Source organism: Oceanithermus desulfurans (assembly GCF_014201675.1).
Classification (GTDB): domain Bacteria; phylum Deinococcota; class Deinococci; order Deinococcales; family Marinithermaceae; genus Oceanithermus; species Oceanithermus desulfurans.
In genome coordinates this window covers 15,748-31,284 of sequence record NZ_JACHEZ010000005.1, presented here as the reverse complement: position 1 = coordinate 31,284, position 15,537 = coordinate 15,748, and the positions used below count along the sequence as shown (strand labels likewise).

Sequence of the window (15,537 nt, the reverse complement as noted above, 5' to 3'; positions counted from 1 at the left end):
TTAAGGCCGCCATGGGCGGCCTTTTCTTCAGGTGGACCGGATGAGTCAGGCGGGGTTCTCATCCGCCGCGGCGCTCTTGATCACGCCCTCGGCCTCGAGCCGCTCCAGCTCCTCCGCGGTCAGGCCCAGCGCCCCGGAAAGCACCTCGCGGGTGTGCTGGCCCAGCAGCGGCGGGGCCGCTGTGGGCGCGGCCGGGGTGCGGCTCATGTGCTGCAGGGGGCTGGCGAGGAGCGGCGTCGGACCCAGACGCGGGTGCACCACCTCCCACAAGAGCCCCCGGGCTTCGGCCTGAGGGTCGGCCAGCGCCTCGCCCACGTCGTTCACCGGGGTAACCGGCACCCCGGCATCGCGCAGCAGCTCGAGCCAGTCGCCGCGGTCGCGCGTGCGGAAGATACGCGCCAGCTCGGCCACCAGCGCCTCGCGGTGCTCCACCCGGCCGGCGTTGGTGCGGAAGCGCTCATCGTCCCACAGGTCGGGCCGGCCCAGCGCCTCGGTGAGCCTTTGGTACTGGGCGTCGTTGCCGACCGCGAGGATGAACCATTTGTCGCGGGCCTCGAAGGCTTGGTAGGGCACGATCTGGGGATGGGCGTTGCCCATCCGCGTCGGCGCGAGGCCGGTCATCAGGTAGGCCTGGGCCTGGTTGACCATCGCGGCGACGCCGACGTCGAAGAGGGCGAGGTCGAGGTGCTGCCCCCGGCCGTTCCGGTCGCGCTCCCGCAGCGCCGCGAGGATGCCCACCGCCGCGGTCAGCCCGGTGAGCACGTCGATCCAGGCGACGCCCACCTTCATGGGCGGGCCGTCGGGCTCGCCGGTGACGCTCATGATCCCGGTCATCCCCTGCAGCGCGGCGTCGTAGCCGGGTTCGGCGGCCCGCGGCCCCGTCTGCCCGAAGCCGGTGATCGAGGCGTAGACGAGGCGCGGGTTCACCTCGGCCAGGCTGGAGTAGTCGAGACCGTAGCGGGCGAGGTCGCCGGCCTTGAAGTTCTCCACCAGCACGTCCGCACGCTCGGCCAGACGGCGCACCAGCCGCTGCCCCCGCGGGTCCTTGAGGTTGACGGCCAGGCTCTTCTTGCCGCGGTTGGTCGAGAGGAAGTAGGCGCTCTCCCCTTCGCGGAACGGCGGGCCCCAGCGGCGGGTGTCGTCGCCCCAGGGCGACTCCACCTTCCAGACCTCGGCCCCCAGGTCGGCGAGCATCTGGGTGGCGTAGGGGCCTGCGAGGATGCGCGAGAGGTCGAGCACGACGAGGCCGTCGAGCGCGCCCATGCCCGCCCCCCTCATCGCGTGGTCTCGAGGACTTCCTGAAGCTGCAGCCGGCCCTCCTTGAAGAGGGGGAAGTCGTCGAGCCAGACGGTGGCGTCGTAGAGCACCATGTCCCAGTGGATGTCGCAGCCGTGGGAGCCCCCGTAGAAGATGTCGTCCCCCAGGGCCACGTGCACGTTGCCCTGGGCCTTCTTCTCCTCTTCGAAGTCGCCGTTGTGGAGCGCTTCGGGGTTGAGCCCCAAGCCGATCTCGGCGATGTGCTTGGCGCACGGCAGGCGTTCGAAGACCGAGGCCAGCTGGCGGGTGCGGTTGCCGCCGCCGGCGATGCGCACCACCTCGCCGCCTTCGACCTCCACCTCGAAGGGGTCGAGGCCGCGCATCCCCGCCACCGGGCCGTCGATGACGAGCCGCCCCTCGGCCGTGCCCGCGCGCGGACGCTGCGAGACCTCGCCGTCGGAGAAGGCCGCCTCGCGCCCGGGCTCGCGCGCCAGACCGCACTCGACGATGACGGGCTGCCCCATCACCGGCTCCTTGGTCACCCCGGCGCGGAAGCGGGTGCCGCGCTCCGTTTCGATGCGGATCTCGTCGGCCGCGGCCCACAGCTTCGCCACCCGTTGCCCCAGGTCCTCGAGCTCCTCGTAGTCGGCGGTGGCGGCGCCCTTGAGGTAGTTGTCGAGCTCGCGCATCACCATCGAGAGCGCGCGGATCTTCCTGGCGCTGAGCAGCTGGGCCACCTTGCGCGCGTAGGTGGGCGCGCCCGAGGCCTTGGTCACCCCGATCAACACGTCCGAGGCGTCGAGGGCGTGCTCGATGGGCTGCGTCAGGTAGGTGGCGCGGTCGCGGCCGCGCGTAGGCATGAGCGAGACCGTGAACTCAGCGCCTACCGACTGCACCGCCCCGGCGAGCGCCAGGTAGATCTCCATCTCGGTCTCGGGGTCGGCCACGATCAAAACATTTTCGCCCGGCTGCACGCTCAGATGCTGCCGGACGATCCGATGGGCCAGGTCGATTGCGTCGATGATTCGTTGTCGGTTCATGCCGCCTCCTCGGGAGGGTCGTTCGACTACCCCATAATCTGGCACAACCGACCGCAAAAGAAAAGGGGGTGCGCGCCCCGTCCTGCATAGTTATACCCGGTCTTGCTTTTTTAGCCGCCCCTATATAGAGGAACGCAACCCCGTTGGGCGTGGCGGACCCAAGCGAATTGACCCTCTCATCTCCACACGCTAAAGTAGATACTGGCAATGCCAAGAATATCGCCAAGGAGGTAAGTGCATGAAAAAGAGCAAGCTGATTCTCGCTGCAGTGCTGGGTCTGGCCCTCGCCATGGGCGCATCGGCCAAAACCTTTATCACCATCGGGTCCGGCGGCACCACCGGGACCTACTACCCCACCGCCGTCGGTATCGCCAAGATTATTAACGAGAACCTGCCCGACGTGAAGGCCAACGCCATCTCCACCGGTGGCTCGGTCTACAACGCCGGCGCGATCCAGACCGGCGACCTGCAGATGACGATGATCCAGAACGACATCGCCTACTACGCGTTCAACGGCATCGTCGTCGAGAAGTTCATCGGCAAGCCCGCCGACAAGCTGCGCGGCATGGCCACCATCTACCCGGAGCCGGTGCACGTCTTCGCGCGCAAGGACTCGGGCATCACCTCGATCGCCGACTTCAAGGGCAAGAAGGTGTACGTGGGCGACATCGGCTCGGGCGTGGAGCAGAACGCCAAGCAGGTGCTCGAGGCCTACGGGCTGACCTTCGACGACCTCGGCACCGCCGTGCGCGGTAAGCCCAAGCAGGCCGCTCAGCTGCTGCAGGACGGCCGCATCGACGCGATGTTCTACACCGCGGGCGTGGGCTCGAGCGCCATCGCCCAGGCGGCGCTGACCACCGACATCGTCTTCCTGCCCATCGAGTTCGCCAAGATCGACTTCCTGAAGAAGAAGTACCCCTTCTACGCCGAGATCATCATCCCCGCGGGCTCCTACAAGGGTCAGGACAAGCCCTTCCAGACCGTCGCGGTGAAGGCCACCCTGGCCGCCTCGGCCGACCTGGACGCGGACGTGGTCTACCAGATCGCCAAGCTGATCTTCAAGGACAAGGTGGACCAGTTCAAGGCCATCAAGCCCGTGATCGCTCAGCACTTCTCCGTGGACAAGGCCCTCGACGGGATGCCCATCCCGCTGCATAAGGGTGCGGCCAAGTTCTACGAAGAAGAAGGCATTGCCATCCCCGACGCCGCCAAGCCGATCGACTAAACCCTGCGTCGGTACCTTAGCCCCCGGCCTCCGGCCGGGGGTATTTGTATACTGTGTTAGCGTACAGGCGAGCTCGTCCCCGCCCTTTGCGAGGTGATCTATGAAACCGGAAGAGTCCGATATCCGTTCCAACCCTACGCCCGCAGGCGACACCGGCGACCTGGACAAGGCCGTCGAGCTCATGCAGGAGGTCGAGTACGGCGCTCGCGACCCCCGGGCCGCCTGGCAGAAATGGCTGATCTTCCTGATCGCCGTCGCCTGGAGCACCTTTCAGGTCTGGGCGACCTGGAAGGGCAACCTCGACATCCTGATTCTGGGCTCGATCCACCTGGCCTTCGCCTTCGCGCTGGCGTTCCTGGCCTACCCCTCCAAGAACCCGCCGCGCGACGCGGCGGTCGTCGTGCTCACGGCGGGGGTGGTGCTCAACATCCTCACCGCCGGTAAGTTCTTCATCTGGATCGCGCTGGCCACCCTGCTGGCCGGCGTGGCCATCTGGTACGCCACGCCCAAACGCGCCCCGCGCGACCGCGTTCCCTGGGTCGACTGGGCCGTGCTCGCCATGGGGCTAGCGGGAGCGCTGTACATCGTCTACGACTTCAACGGCATCGTCCTGGAGCGCGGCGGCGTCGCCAACACCACCGACATCATCATGGGCACGATCGCGCTGGCGGCGCTCTTCCTCGCCACCATCCGGGTCGTCGGGGTGGCCCTGCTGGCCATCTCGGGGGTGCTCATCCTCTACGCCGTCACCGGCCCCAAGGGGCTCATCCCCTACGAGCTGCCCGACATCATCTACCTGCACTCGGGCTACCCTTGGCGACGCATCGTCGAGCAGCTCTACCTGACGACCGAAGGCATCTGGGGCACCCCCATCCAGGTCTCCGCCCGCTTCGTCTTCCTCTTCGTCCTCTTCGGGGCGCTGCTCGACAAGGCGGGGGCCGGTAAGTACTTCGTCGACCTCGCCTACTCCGGGCTGGGCACCTACCGCGGCGGCCCCGCCAAGGCCGCAGTGGTGGGCAGCATGCTCACCGGCATCATCTCGGGCTCCTCGATCGCCAACGTGGTGACCACCGGCACCTTCACCATCCCGCTGATGAAGAAGGTGGGCTACCCTCCGGAAAAGGCGGGCGCCACCGAGGTGGGCTCGTCCACCAACGGCCAGCTGATGCCGCCGGTCATGGGGGCGGCGGCCTTCATCATGGCCGAGTTCCTTGACCTCCCCTACTACAAGCTGATCATCTACGCCGCGGTGCCGGCGGTGCTCTCCTACATCGGCCTCTTCTACGTGGTGCACCTGGAGGCGCTCAAGCTGGGGCTGAAGGGGCTATCCAAGAGCGAGCTTCCCCCGTTTTGGTCCACCTTCTTTTCGGGGGCGCAGTACCTGATCCCGGTAGGCTGGCTGATGTACGAGCTGGTGGGGCTGCGCCACACCCCGGAACGCTCCGCGCTCAACGCCATGTTCATGCTGATCGGCATGATCGCGATGCAGCGCATCGCCATCGTGATTCGCGGGCAGAAGGGCAACTTCGCCGACTACGTCATCCCCATGGGGCTGATGCTCGCCTTCAAACAGTACTTCAAGATGGAGTTCGAGTACGCGGTGCCCATCTCGCTGGTCGTCTTCATCGTCCAGGAGGCGATCCTCGCGGCGCGCGCCCGGCACGCCGCCATCGGCGGCGGCATCCTCCGCGGCCTCTGGGAGGGCGTCGTCGACATCGTGCAGGGCTTCGAGGCGGGGGCGCGCAACATGACCTCGATCGCCATCGCCACCGCGTCCGCGGGGATCATCGTCGGCATCGTCACCATGACCGGCCTGGGCTTCGGCCTCGCCGACATCGTCGAGGCGATGTCGGGCGGCAACATCATGCTGGTGCTGCTCATCTCGGCGGTGGCCAGCCTGGTGCTGGGCATGGGGCTGCCCACGACCGCGAACTACATCGTCATGGCCTCGCTGATCGCGCCGGTGATCGCCAACCTCGCCGACAAGGCCGAGTTCGCCGTGCCCATCGTGGCCGTCCACCTCTTCGTCTTCTACTTCGGCATCCTCGCTGACGACACCCCGCCGGTGGGCCTCGCCGCCTACGCGGCCGCGGCCATCGCCCGCAGCGACCCGATCAAGACGGGCATCCAGGGCTTCATCTACGACATGCGCACGGCCATCCTGCCCTTCATCTTCTTCTTCAAGCCGGCGCTGCTGCTCATCCACCCCGAGGGCCACTGGAGCTACGTCGTCTACGTCGTACTGACCGCGCTCGTGGCCATGCTCCTCTTCGTCGCCGGCACCCAGGGCTGGTGGCTGACGCGCGCCACCTGGCCCGAGCGGATCGGGCTGCTGCTCGCCTCCTTCCTGCTCTTCACCACCCAGCGGATGCTGCACGCCATCGGCATCGACTCGTTGGCGAACCTGCCCGACTTCCTGCGCAACACCCTGGGGATGCACGTCCTCGACGCCAACCCCGACCTGGCCTACGCGATCATCGCGGTCATCCTGATCGCCGCCGTCTTCCTGAGCCAGCGGGCGCGGATCCGTCGCGAACCCCAGCCCGCCTGAACCCCGGACCCACCCGGAGCGCCCCCTTGGGGGCGCTCATCTTTTCTGGCTAGGATGGGCCCATGGGGCCGCACACGCTGCACCTCGCCACCCCCGAGCTCGAGGCCGACCTGGGCTTCTTCCAGGTCCTCGGCTACGCCCTGTGCGAACTGGAGGAGCCGCACGCGCGGCTGATCCCCGGCTCGGGTCCGGAGCTGCAGCTCGAAAGCGCGGAGGGCGGCGCCCTCGTGCCCGTCTTCGACGGCCTGGGGCCGCGGGAAGACCTGGAGGGCAATCCCCTGCGCTACGCGCCCCCGCCGCGGGGCGCCGTTTCCCGGGGCCAGGCGCGGGTTTGGGGGCCGGTGCTGCCGGTGGTGGACCTACCCACCAGCCTGGCCTGGTACGAACGGCACCTGGGCCTCGCCGAGGCCTTCTCCGACGCAGATACCGGATGGGCGGAACTGGAGCACCCCGAGGGCGGCCGGGTCGTCCTGGCCTTCGCCCCCGACCTCGACACCCCGGCGATGCTGGCGCTGGGGGTGCGCGACGCGGCCGCCGAGGTGGAGCGCCTGCGGGAGCACGACCTTCTGCCCGTCTGGACGCGCAGCGTCCCCTGGGGACGCCTGGCCGCCTACGCCGCGCCCGGGGGGCTGCCGGTGCTGCTGGTGGAGGCTAGTAGTAGTAGCGGTTGAGCTTGCGCAGGTGCTCGTTGAAGGTGCTGCTCAGGTAAAGGCGGCCGCCGGCGTGAAAGAAGTAGAAGTAGGGCAGGCCGTTGGCGTCGTTGCGCTTGGGGTTGAGGACGGCGAGCAGGGCCTCCAGACCGGGGTTGTCGATCGGCCCCGGAGGGAGGCCGGGGTGCTTGTAGGTGTTGTAGGGCGAGTCGACGTCGAAGTCCCCTGCGTAACGGTCGAGCTCGGGCAGCTTCTTGCCCAGCGCGTAGGCCACCGTGGGGTCCGACTGCAGGGGCATCCCGGCGTCCAGCCGGTTGAGGAAGACCCCGGCGATCGCCGGCATCTCCGCGGCGCTGCCGGCCTCCGCCTGGACGATGGAGGCCAGCGTCACCCAGCCGTGGATGCTGAGCTTCAGGGCCTCCGCGGCGCGCACCCGTTCGGGCGTGACCTCGCGGTCGAAGCGGCGCAGCATCACGGTGACGACCACCGCGGGGTCCGCCCCCTTGGGCAGGTCGTAGGTGTCGGGGAAGAGGTAGCCCTCGAGCGTCGGCCCCTCGACGTAGGTGGGGGTCCACTCGGCGGGCGGGTTGCGGACGATGGCCAGGAAGCCCGCGCCGTCGAAGCCCGCTGCCTCCAGGCGCTCGGCGTAGTCGACGGCGCGCCATCCCTCGGGGAAAACGAGCCGCACCATCACCGGCGCCCGGCCGCCGGTGAGGTCTTCCACCAGCCGGGGCACGCCGCGGCCCTCGAGCTTGTAGTAGCCGCTCTGCAGGCGCGCGGCCGCCCCCTTCCAGCGGGCGTAGAGGGCGAAGGCGCGCCCCGAGCGCACCAGCCCGTTCGTCTCCAGGATGCGGCCCACGGCCTGGGCGCCCGCCCCCTCGGGGATCTCGACGATGGCGCTGGCCCCGGTGGGCCCCAGCAGCCAGTGGATCCAGGCGGCGGCGGCGCCGGCGAGCAGGACCAAAGCGGCGAGCGCCCAGATCCAGATCCGGCGCCTGCGGGGACGCGGCGGGGCTTCGGAGCTCACGCGTTCCTTTCGAGGTAGGTCTCGAGGATGGCCACGGCCGCGGCCTCGTCGAGCCGTCCCTTTTCTTGGCGCTTCTTGCGGGGCAGGTGGGCGGTGCGCCGGGCGGCGACGCGGGTGGTGAAGCGCTCGTCGACGAAGCGCACCTCGAGCCCTGCAGCCTCGAGCGCCGCGGCGAAGGCGCGCACCTTGGCGGCCTGCGCCCCCTCCTCACCCCCGGTGCGGCGGGGCAGCCCCACGACCGCGCGCTGGGCGCCCTCGCGGCGGGCGAGCTCGAGCACCGCCTGCACATCGGCCGCGCGCCCCCTGCGCTCAATCCAGCCGCGTCCGAAGGCCAGGGGCCGTCCTTCCTCGGCCACGGCCACGCCGATGCGCGCATCCCCCACGTCCAGCCCGAGCACCTTCACGCCCCCATGCTAGCAAACGCCGACACCCCCGTTTTGGGGCCCTCATTCGGGGGTACCGCCGCGGGCGTTCGGGGTCTAGCCTGGGGTTACGGAGCGCTGATCCCCCAACGTATTGCTCCTGGCACTGCGCGCGAGCGCACCACCTCCTTTCCCGGAAAACGCCCGGCCGATGCCGGGCGTTTTCCGCTGGAGGCCGGTCAGAGCCCGGCCAGGACCTCGTCCAGCGCCGCCAGCGCCCTGTCCACGTCGAAGCCCCCGCCCTGGGCCAGGTGGGGCTTGCCGCCCCCGCGCCCGCCGGTCCGCTCCGCGAGCGCGCGGATCACCTGCCCGGCGGCGAGGCCGCGTCCGACGGCGTCGGGGCTCACCTTGACGATGAGCGCGCCCCCCGCCCCCACGACGACCAGGTCGACGCCGTAACGCTCGAGGATCTCGTCGGCCACCTGGCGCAGCGAGGGCACGTCGAGTCCGGCGAAGGCCGCGGCCACGTAACGCCAGTTCCCGGCCTCGCGCACCGCCGGCGCGCCCCCGCCGCCCAGCTGAGCGCGCGCCAGGTCCGCGGCCAGCTTCTCGTTCTCGCGGCGCAGCTGCTTGAGCTCCTGCTGCAGTTTCTCGATGCGCTGCGGCAGCCCCTCGAGGCTGGTGCCCAGCGCCCGCGCCAGCGCCGCGTCGCGGTCGAGCAGGTCGCGCGCGTAGCGCACCGCCGCCTCGCCCGTCAGCGCCTCGATGCGGCGCACCCCCGCGGAAACCGACTCCTCGGCGGTGACCACGAAGTAGCCGATCTCGCCGGTGCGGCGCACGTGGCAGCCGCCGCAGAGCTCCATCGAACGCACCTCCGCCTCGAGCAGGCCGCTGGTGTCGGGGCTGCCCTCCACCTTGACGACGCGTACGGTGTCGGCGTACTTCTCGCCGAACAGCGCCATCGCCCCGGCCTTCTTGGCCTCTTCCAGGGGCATGAAGGTCCAGCTCACCGGGAAGTCGGCCTGGACCCAGCGGTTGACCAAGAGCTCGACCTTGCGGACCTCCTCGGCCGTGAGGGCGGCGGCGTGGGTGAAGTCGAAGCGCAACCGGTCGGGGGCGACCAGGCTGCCCGCCTGGCGTACCTGCGGCCCCAGCACCGCCCGCAGCGCCGCGTGCAGCAGGTGGGTGGCCGTGTGGTTCTTCTCGGTGCAGCGGCGCTCGGGATCGACGACGGCCCGCACCGCGGCGCCGACGGCGAGCGCCCCCTCCTCGACCTCGACCTCGTGCAGGTGCAGGCCCTGCTTGCTCTTCTTGGTGGTCACGACCCGCGCCCGCCCCCCGGGCCACTCGAGGTAGCCGGAGTCGCCCACCTGGCCGCCGCCCTCGGCGTAGAAGGGGGTGCGGTCGAGCACCACCTGGCCGCCCTGACCGGCCTCGAGGCGGTCGAGCTCGGCCTCGCCCTGGAGGATGAGGAGCACCTTGCCCTCGTCCTCGAGGCGCTCGTAACCGGTGAACTCGGTGGCGCCGTGGTCTTCGAAGACGCGCTCGAGCGCCGGAGCCGCGGCGGCAAAGACGTCGCCGCTGAAGGCGCTGGCGGCGCGGGCGCGCTCGACCTGCTCGCGCATGGCGCGCTCGAAGCCCTCGCGGTCGACGCGCACGCCGCGCTCGGCGGCGATCTCCTCGGTGAGGTCGAGGGGGAAGCCGTAGGTGTCGTGCAGTTTGAAGGCCTCCTCGCCCGGCAGCACGTCGCCCTCGCCCAGCCGGGCGAGCAGCGCCTCGAGCCGGCGGATGCCCGCCTCCAGGGTTTCGAGGAAGCGCGCCTCCTCGGCGCGGATGGCCGCGCGGGTGCTCGCCAGCTGCTCGCGCATCTCCGGGTAGTAGTCACCCAGCAGCTCGGCGACGAGCGGGGCCAGCTCGTGCAGGAAGGGCTCCTTGATGCCCAGCAGGTAGCCGTGGCGCACCGCGCGCCTCAGCAGCCTGCGGATCACGTAGCCGCGCCCGGTGTTGGAGAAGGTGGCGCCGTCGGAGAGCGCAGCGACCACGGCGCGCACGTGGTCGGCGATGACGCGGTGGCTCACGCTCACCGCGCCCTTGTAGGGCACGCCCGAGCGCTCGGCCACGCGGTCGATGAGCGGCTTGAAGGTGTCGGTGGCGTAAAAGTCCTCCACGTCCTGCAGGATCGCCGCCACCCGGTAGAGGCCCATGCCGGTGTCGATGTTCTTCTGGGGCAGGGGCTCGAGCACCCCCTCGCCGGGGATGGGACCCGAGCGGTTGAACTGGGTGAAGACCAGGTTCCAGATCTCCACGAAGCGGTCGCCGGAGCCGGTGTTGGGCCCGGTCTCGTCAGGGCTGCCGAAGCCGGGGCCGCGGTCGTAGAAGATCTCGCTGCAGGGGCCGCAGGGGCCGTTGGGGCCCTCGCTGATCGCGTTGGCGGGCCAGAAGTTCTCGTCCTCGTCCCAGCGGCTGATCCGCTCCTCGGGCACCCCCACCTCGTCGCGCCAGATGGCGTAGGCCTCGTCGTCGTCCTTGTAGACGGTGACGTAGAGGCGCTCGGGATCGAGCCCCAGCCATTTGGGGTCGGTCACGAACTCCCAGGCCCAGGCGATGGCCTCCTTCTTGAAGTAGTCGCCGAAGGAGAAGTTGCCGAGCATCTCGAAGAAGGTGTTGTGACGGGCGGTGCGCCCGACGTTCTCGATGTCGCCGACGCGCAGGCACTTCTGGCAGGTGACCACCCGGCGGTGCTCGCCCTCGTGCCCGGGAAAGACCGGCCTGGCTCCCATGAAGTAGGGTTTGAGCGGCGCCATGCCGGCGACGATGAAGAGCAGGGTGGGGTCGTCTTCGGGAATGAGGCTGAAGGGCGGCAGCCGCAGGTGCCCCTTCTCCTCGAAGAAACGCAGGTATTTTTCGCGGATCTCGGCGGTCGTCATCAGCGGGATTATACCGCGCTCTACTTTTATTCACGCGCTCCTGGGCTAGACTCGGCCGCGTGGAACTCGTTCTTTTGGTCTGGCGCAACCTGACCGCACGCTTCACCCGCAGCCTCTTCACCTGGCTGGGCATCGCCGTGGCCACGGCCTCGATGGTGCTCTTCCTCTCGTTTGGCGAGGGGCTGCGTCAGGCGCTCGTCAGCGAGATGGGCAACTTCGGCCCCCAGATCCGGGTGGTGGCCGAGGGCACCGACGTCTTCAGCCCGCCCCAGCCCGAGCTGCCTCCAGAGATGCTCGACCAGATCAAGGCCCTGGCCCCCGAGCTGGGCATCCGCAAGATCATCCCCTCGGTGATGCTGGTCCGCGGCGGGTTCGACCCGACGTCGAGCTTCATCTTCCACGGCCTGCCCGAAGGCGCGGACCCGCGCGACTTCTACCCGCCGGCCAAGGCGGCCGCGGGCCGGCTCGACCCCCACCCCGACGGCGCGGTGGTGGGGGCGAAGAAGGCCGAGCTGAGCCGGCTGACGCTGGGCAAGCCGCTGCGGCTGAGCCGCGAGGTCACCGTGCCGGTGGTGGGGATCCTCGAGCCCGCGAGCGGGCTGGTCGACAGCCTCATCTTCGTGCCGCTCAAAACGCTGCAGCAGGTCCTGGGCACCAAGAACTACGGCGTCTTCATGATCCTCCTCGACCCCGACACCAAGGTCGAAGAGGTGGCCCGGAAGCTGGAGGCGGCCATTCCCGGCATCGACGCCCAGAGCACCAACGAGGCCCTCAAATTCGCCGAGCGCTCGCTGCGCATCGGCGACCTGATCCGCTTCGGCATCAGCCTGGTGGCGCTGGTGGTGGGCGGGCTGCTCGTCGCCAACACCGTGATGATGAGCGTCTACGAGCGCACCCGCGAGTTCGGAGTGATGCGCGCCATCGGCGCGCGCCGCCGCTTCATCTTCGGCCTGGTGCTGTCGGAAGCCCTCTTCCTGGCGCTGGCCGGCGGCCTGGCGGGCGTGCTCGCGGGCGTGCTCGGCTCGGCGGCGATCAACGCCTACACCCAAGAGGCGGTGGGGCTCGCCCTCTCGGCGGTCACCCCGCGGCTGGCGCTGTTTTCGATGGCGGTCGCGCTGGTGCTGGGGCTGGTGGCGGGCCTGCTGCCGGCGCGGGGAGCCAGCCGCATTCCCGTGACCGAAGCCCTGGGGAGGGTCTGATGCTGCGCGCGGAGAACCTGACCAAGCGCTACCGCCAGGGCAGCGTCACCGTGACCGCCCTGGAAGGGTTCAGCTACGACTTCCCCCCCGGACCGACGGCCGTGGTGGGGCCCAGCGGCTCCGGCAAGACGACGCTGCTCAACCTGCTCGCCGGCTTCGACCTGCCCACCGAGGGCGAGGTCGAGCTGGGGGGCGCCCGCCTCGACCGCCTGGGCGAGGACGAGCGCGCCGGGGTGCGGCTCGAGCAGGCGGGGTTCGTCTTCCAGAGCTGGAACCTGCTGCCCACCCTGACGGCCCTCGAGAACGTCGCCTTTCCCCTGCTGCTCGCGGGGGTGAAGGCGAACGAGCGGCGCGAGCGGGCGCTGGCGCTGCTCGAGCAGGTGGGGCTGGCGGACCGCGCCCACCACCGCCCCAACCAGCTCTCCGGGGGCGAACAGCAGCGCGTGGCCATCGCCCGCGCCCTGGCGCTCGAGCCCGCGGTGCTCTTCGCCGACGAACCTACGGGCAACCTCGACTCCGCCGCCGGTCACAAGGTGCTCGACCTGCTGCTGGAGCACGCCGCCGGCGAGCGCCGGCTCGTCCTCGTCACCCACGACCTGGAGATTGCCGCCCGCGCCGAGCGGGTGCTGCACCTGCGCGACGGCAGGCTGATCAAGATCGAAGAACCCGCCGCCGTCTAGCCGCAACCTCCCGGGGCGCCGTTCCCGGAGCCGCCGGAGGCGCGGGCTTGATTTTAGAGCTCTTGAGCCGCCGATCCCCTTCCGTCCTCCCCGCGGGGAGGCAGCGGGCAGTACGCGGTGTGCTGTGCGTAGTGCGTGGTCGGTGGTGAATAGGGTTTAGGAGGTGGGAGGTGGGAGGTGGGAACGGCGCCATAACGGGTTCCTGCAGGCCACGGGCCGCTTTCCCTATGCCACGCCGGCCCTCGCCGAGGGGGAGGGCGTGGGCAACCTTCCGCCGCCGGTGCCGCGCCTCCACCCCGACCCCCGGAGGGGTCTTGGACCCCGGCCGGCGCCGGGGCGACGAGGGAAGCGGCCGGTGGCGAGGGGGTGGGGGCGAACAACACGTGCGGACGGTACCGCTGGCGGGGCTAGGAGCGGGGCTCGACCACCAAACCCGAGCGCTTGGCCTGGTACATGCGCGCGTCGGCCAGCTTGATCAGCTCGGCCGGGTCGCGGGTGTCCTCGGGAAAGGCCGCGGCCCCGATGTTCACCCCAACGCAGGTCGTCTCAACGCAGACCTGCTCGATGGCGCGGGCGTAGCGCTCCGCCGCCCGCACCGCGCCCAGCAACACCGTGTGCGGCATCAGCACCGCGAACTCGTCCCCGCCCCAGCGGAAGATCCGGTCGCCGTTGCGGGTGATCTCGCTGAGCACCCGCCCCACCCGCACGAGCACCTGGTCGCCGGCGGCGTGGCCGTAGCGGTCGTTGATCTCCTTGAAGCGGCTCAGGTCCATGACCAGCACCGAGAGGGGGTAGCCGTAGCGCTCGGCGCTCTGCCACATCACCGCGAACTCCTCGTCGAAGGCGCGGCGGTTGGGCAGCCCGGTGAGGGGGTCGGTGTGCGCCGCCCGCTCGAGCAGGTTGCGGTAGTGCTGCTCGTGCAGCAGCAGCGCCGCCTGCTGTGCGAAGACACGCGCCGCCTCGACCGACTCGTCGTCGAAGGCCTCGGGGTCGGAGAAGGACTCGATGTTGAGGACGGCCAGCACCTCCCCCTGGTAGACGATCGGAAGGCAGAGGTTGGCCTTGATCTCGCGCACCCGGCCCGCCTGGTCGATGACCTCGATGGGCGCGGTCTTGTAGCTCACCTCGGCGATGTCCTGCTCCACCGCGGAGAAGACGCGGGGCTCGCCGCGAAGCCAGGCCTCCTCGCCGGCGCCGTACCAGACGTCGCGCACGTCCTCGAGGCTGAAGCGGATCTTCTTCAGCCCTTCCTGCTCGTAGCCCAGGGAGGCGGTGTAGCGGAAGTCGTCTTCGGGGGTGCGCACCAGCAGGCTGCCGGCCTCGCCCCCGGGCACCAGGCGGACCGCATAGGCCAGCAGGCGGTCGTAGGCCAGTTCGATGGGCGAGTCGAAGACCTCGCGCTCGAGCTGCAAAAGGTCGTTCATGCGCTCGCGGGTCAGGAACTGCTCGGCCATCAATCCCAGGCCGCGGGCCACCAGGACCAGGAATTCGCGCTCCTCGTCCTCCCAGCTGCGCACCTTGTCGTCCTGAATGACCAGGACGATGCGGGCGCGCCGTTCGCCGGAAACCGGCAGGAAGGCCAGCGACTGGACCCCGGCCTCGTAGACCGAGTCGACCTTGAGGTCGAAGGCCCCGTAGTCTTCGATGAAGAGCGGGCGGCGCTGGATGTAGCTGCGCCAGACCCCGCCCCAGCCGGCGGGCAGGCCGTTCTCCAGCAGCTCGCGCTCGGCCGCGGGGACCCGGCCCACCATGGCCAGCGGCTCGAAACGCCCCCCGCGGAAGATGACCACCAGGCCGGAGCTGGCCCCCAGCACCGGCAGCAGCAGCTGGATCACCTTCTCCGAGGCCTCGCTCAGGCTGCGGCTGGAGGCCAGCGCGGTCATGAGGCGGCTGAACTGCTCCGCCTCGCGGTTTTCCTGCAGCCGCCGGCGCACCAGGCAGACCAGGTTGGCGAAGGCGGTGATCAGGTCGCGCTCGTCCTCTTCCAGCGGGCCCGCCGGCTCGACGCAGAGCACGTAGCGGTCGCACATGGGCACCAGGAAGCGGTAGGGGCCGCGACCGCCGCCGTCGAGGTAGAGGGGTTCGTCGCCCTGGCTGGCGCGCAGCAGCGGCTCGCGCCACTCCTCGGGACGGCAGTCGCCCGACTCGACGCGGATCTCGTCGCCCTCGACGCGGAGCACGCAGGCCCCGCGCGCCGGACCCTCCTCGAAGAAGCGCGGCGCCCGCCGCAACAGCTCGTCGGGGTCCTCGAAGCGGGCCACCCGCTTGGAAGCGTGCAGGATGGCCCGCAGGCTGCCGCGGATGCGCGCCTGACGCAGGGCCAGGGCGTCGGCGCGGCGCTTGAGCAGGTGGCCGCCCGCGGCCACGAAGGCCAGCCCCAGGGCGTCGAGCAGCATCGTCCGGTCCGACATGCCGTGCCCCAGGTACATCAGCCAGGCGACCGCGGCGGCCCCCAAGCCGGCGAGGCCGCCCCAGAACCAGGCGGCCATGAAGACGGCGAAGGCGCCGAAGGTCATGGACTCGGTCCAGTACCCCAGCAACAGCAGGAGCACGACGATCAGAACAGGCACCCAGGGTCCGCGCATTTTCCGTATTGTATACATGCGATCCCCTTCCCCT

At 70.1% G+C, this 15,537-nt stretch carries 11 protein-coding genes; 5 read left to right on the top strand and 6 right to left on the bottom strand.

What is annotated here, in order from left to right; all coding sequences use genetic code 11:
* Positions 1 to 45: 45 nt before the first annotated feature.
* Complete coding sequence (locus HNQ05_RS07285; RefSeq protein ID WP_147144783.1) at positions 46 to 1,263, bottom strand: CaiB/BaiF CoA transferase family protein; 1,218 nt, start codon at positions 1,261 to 1,263, stop codon at positions 46 to 48.
* Positions 1,264 to 1,274: 11 nt separating this feature from the next.
* Positions 1,275 to 2,297 (bottom strand): aminopeptidase, encoded by a 1,023-nt coding sequence (locus HNQ05_RS07280; protein WP_147144782.1) that lies wholly within the window; start codon positions 2,295 to 2,297, stop codon positions 1,275 to 1,277.
* A gap of 238 nt (positions 2,298 to 2,535) precedes the next feature.
* On the opposite strand from HNQ05_RS07280, the gene HNQ05_RS07275 reads away from it, so the two are divergent.
* The 3 genes from HNQ05_RS07275 to HNQ05_RS07265 all read left to right on the top strand — a co-directional run bounded on the left by HNQ05_RS07275 (position 2,536) and on the right by HNQ05_RS07265 (position 6,744).
* A complete protein-coding gene (locus HNQ05_RS07275; RefSeq protein WP_147144781.1) occupies positions 2,536 to 3,522 on the top strand; it encodes a TAXI family TRAP transporter solute-binding subunit in 987 nt (328 codons plus the stop codon).
* 100 nt (positions 3,523 to 3,622) lie between these two features.
* Positions 3,623 to 6,073, top strand: coding sequence for a TRAP transporter permease (locus HNQ05_RS07270; RefSeq protein WP_147144780.1), 2,451 nt, complete (start codon positions 3,623 to 3,625; stop codon positions 6,071 to 6,073).
* A 62-nt stretch (positions 6,074 to 6,135) separates the two neighbouring features.
* Entirely contained in the window at positions 6,136 to 6,744 is a 609-nt protein-coding gene (locus HNQ05_RS07265) for a VOC family protein (protein ID WP_147144779.1), read from the top strand.
* Here HNQ05_RS07265 and mltG read toward each other — a convergent pair.
* The 3 genes from mltG to alaS all read right to left on the bottom strand — a co-directional run bounded on the left by mltG (position 6,725) and on the right by alaS (position 11,039).
* Positions 6,725 to 7,750, bottom strand: coding sequence for an endolytic transglycosylase MltG (mltG, locus tag HNQ05_RS07260; RefSeq protein WP_147144778.1), 1,026 nt, complete (start codon positions 7,748 to 7,750; stop codon positions 6,725 to 6,727). The two genes, HNQ05_RS07265 and mltG, sit on opposite strands and share 20 nt — an antisense overlap.
* Positions 7,747 to 8,154: a Holliday junction resolvase RuvX gene (gene ruvX, locus HNQ05_RS07255; protein ID WP_183677713.1), complete on the bottom strand. Its 408-nt coding sequence runs from the start codon at positions 8,152 to 8,154 to the stop codon at positions 7,747 to 7,749. Before ruvX ends, mltG begins: the two co-directional genes overlap by 4 nt.
* A gap of 197 nt (positions 8,155 to 8,351) precedes the next feature.
* Positions 8,352 to 11,039, bottom strand: a complete 2,688-nt coding sequence (gene alaS, locus HNQ05_RS07250; RefSeq protein ID WP_147144777.1) for an alanine--tRNA ligase — start codon at positions 11,037 to 11,039, stop codon at positions 8,352 to 8,354.
* A 59-nt stretch (positions 11,040 to 11,098) separates the two neighbouring features.
* Between alaS and HNQ05_RS07245 the strand changes: the two genes are divergently transcribed.
* The gene (locus HNQ05_RS07245; protein WP_147144776.1) at positions 11,099 to 12,238 is read left to right on the top strand and encodes an ABC transporter permease; all 1,140 of its coding nucleotides are present in this window, start codon (positions 11,099 to 11,101) and stop codon (positions 12,236 to 12,238) included.
* Positions 12,238 to 12,918, top strand: coding sequence for an ABC transporter ATP-binding protein (locus HNQ05_RS07240; protein WP_147144775.1), 681 nt, complete (start codon positions 12,238 to 12,240; stop codon positions 12,916 to 12,918). The genes HNQ05_RS07245 and HNQ05_RS07240 overlap by 1 nt, the downstream gene beginning before the upstream one ends.
* Before the next feature lie 407 nt (positions 12,919 to 13,325).
* Here the strand turns inward: HNQ05_RS07240 and HNQ05_RS07235 are convergent, their stop codons facing one another.
* Positions 13,326 to 15,503, bottom strand: coding sequence for a sensor domain-containing diguanylate cyclase (locus HNQ05_RS07235; RefSeq protein WP_147144774.1), 2,178 nt, complete (start codon positions 15,501 to 15,503; stop codon positions 13,326 to 13,328).
* Positions 15,504 to 15,537 lie beyond the last annotated feature (34 nt).

What these genes read in the sequence shown, in the direction of transcription:
- HNQ05_RS07280 (WP_147144782.1), bottom strand. Translation starts at nt 2,297, where the DNA reads ATGAACCGACAACGAATCATCGACGCAATCGACCTGGCCCATCGGATC.
- HNQ05_RS07270 (WP_147144780.1), top strand. Translation starts at nt 3,623, where the DNA reads ATGAAACCGGAAGAGTCCGATATCCGTTCCAACCCTACGCCCGCAGGC.
- HNQ05_RS07285 (WP_147144783.1), bottom strand. Translation starts at nt 1,263, where the DNA reads ATGGGCGCGCTCGACGGCCTCGTCGTGCTCGACCTCTCGCGCATCCTC.
- HNQ05_RS07235 (WP_147144774.1), bottom strand. Translation starts at nt 15,503, where the DNA reads ATGCGCGGACCCTGGGTGCCTGTTCTGATCGTCGTGCTCCTGCTGTTG.
- HNQ05_RS07240 (WP_147144775.1), top strand. Translation starts at nt 12,238, where the DNA reads ATGCTGCGCGCGGAGAACCTGACCAAGCGCTACCGCCAGGGCAGCGTC.
- alaS (WP_147144777.1), bottom strand. Translation starts at nt 11,039, where the DNA reads ATGACGACCGCCGAGATCCGCGAAAAATACCTGCGTTTCTTCGAGGAG.
- HNQ05_RS07275 (WP_147144781.1), top strand. Translation starts at nt 2,536, where the DNA reads ATGAAAAAGAGCAAGCTGATTCTCGCTGCAGTGCTGGGTCTGGCCCTC.
- HNQ05_RS07265 (WP_147144779.1), top strand. Translation starts at nt 6,136, where the DNA reads ATGGGGCCGCACACGCTGCACCTCGCCACCCCCGAGCTCGAGGCCGAC.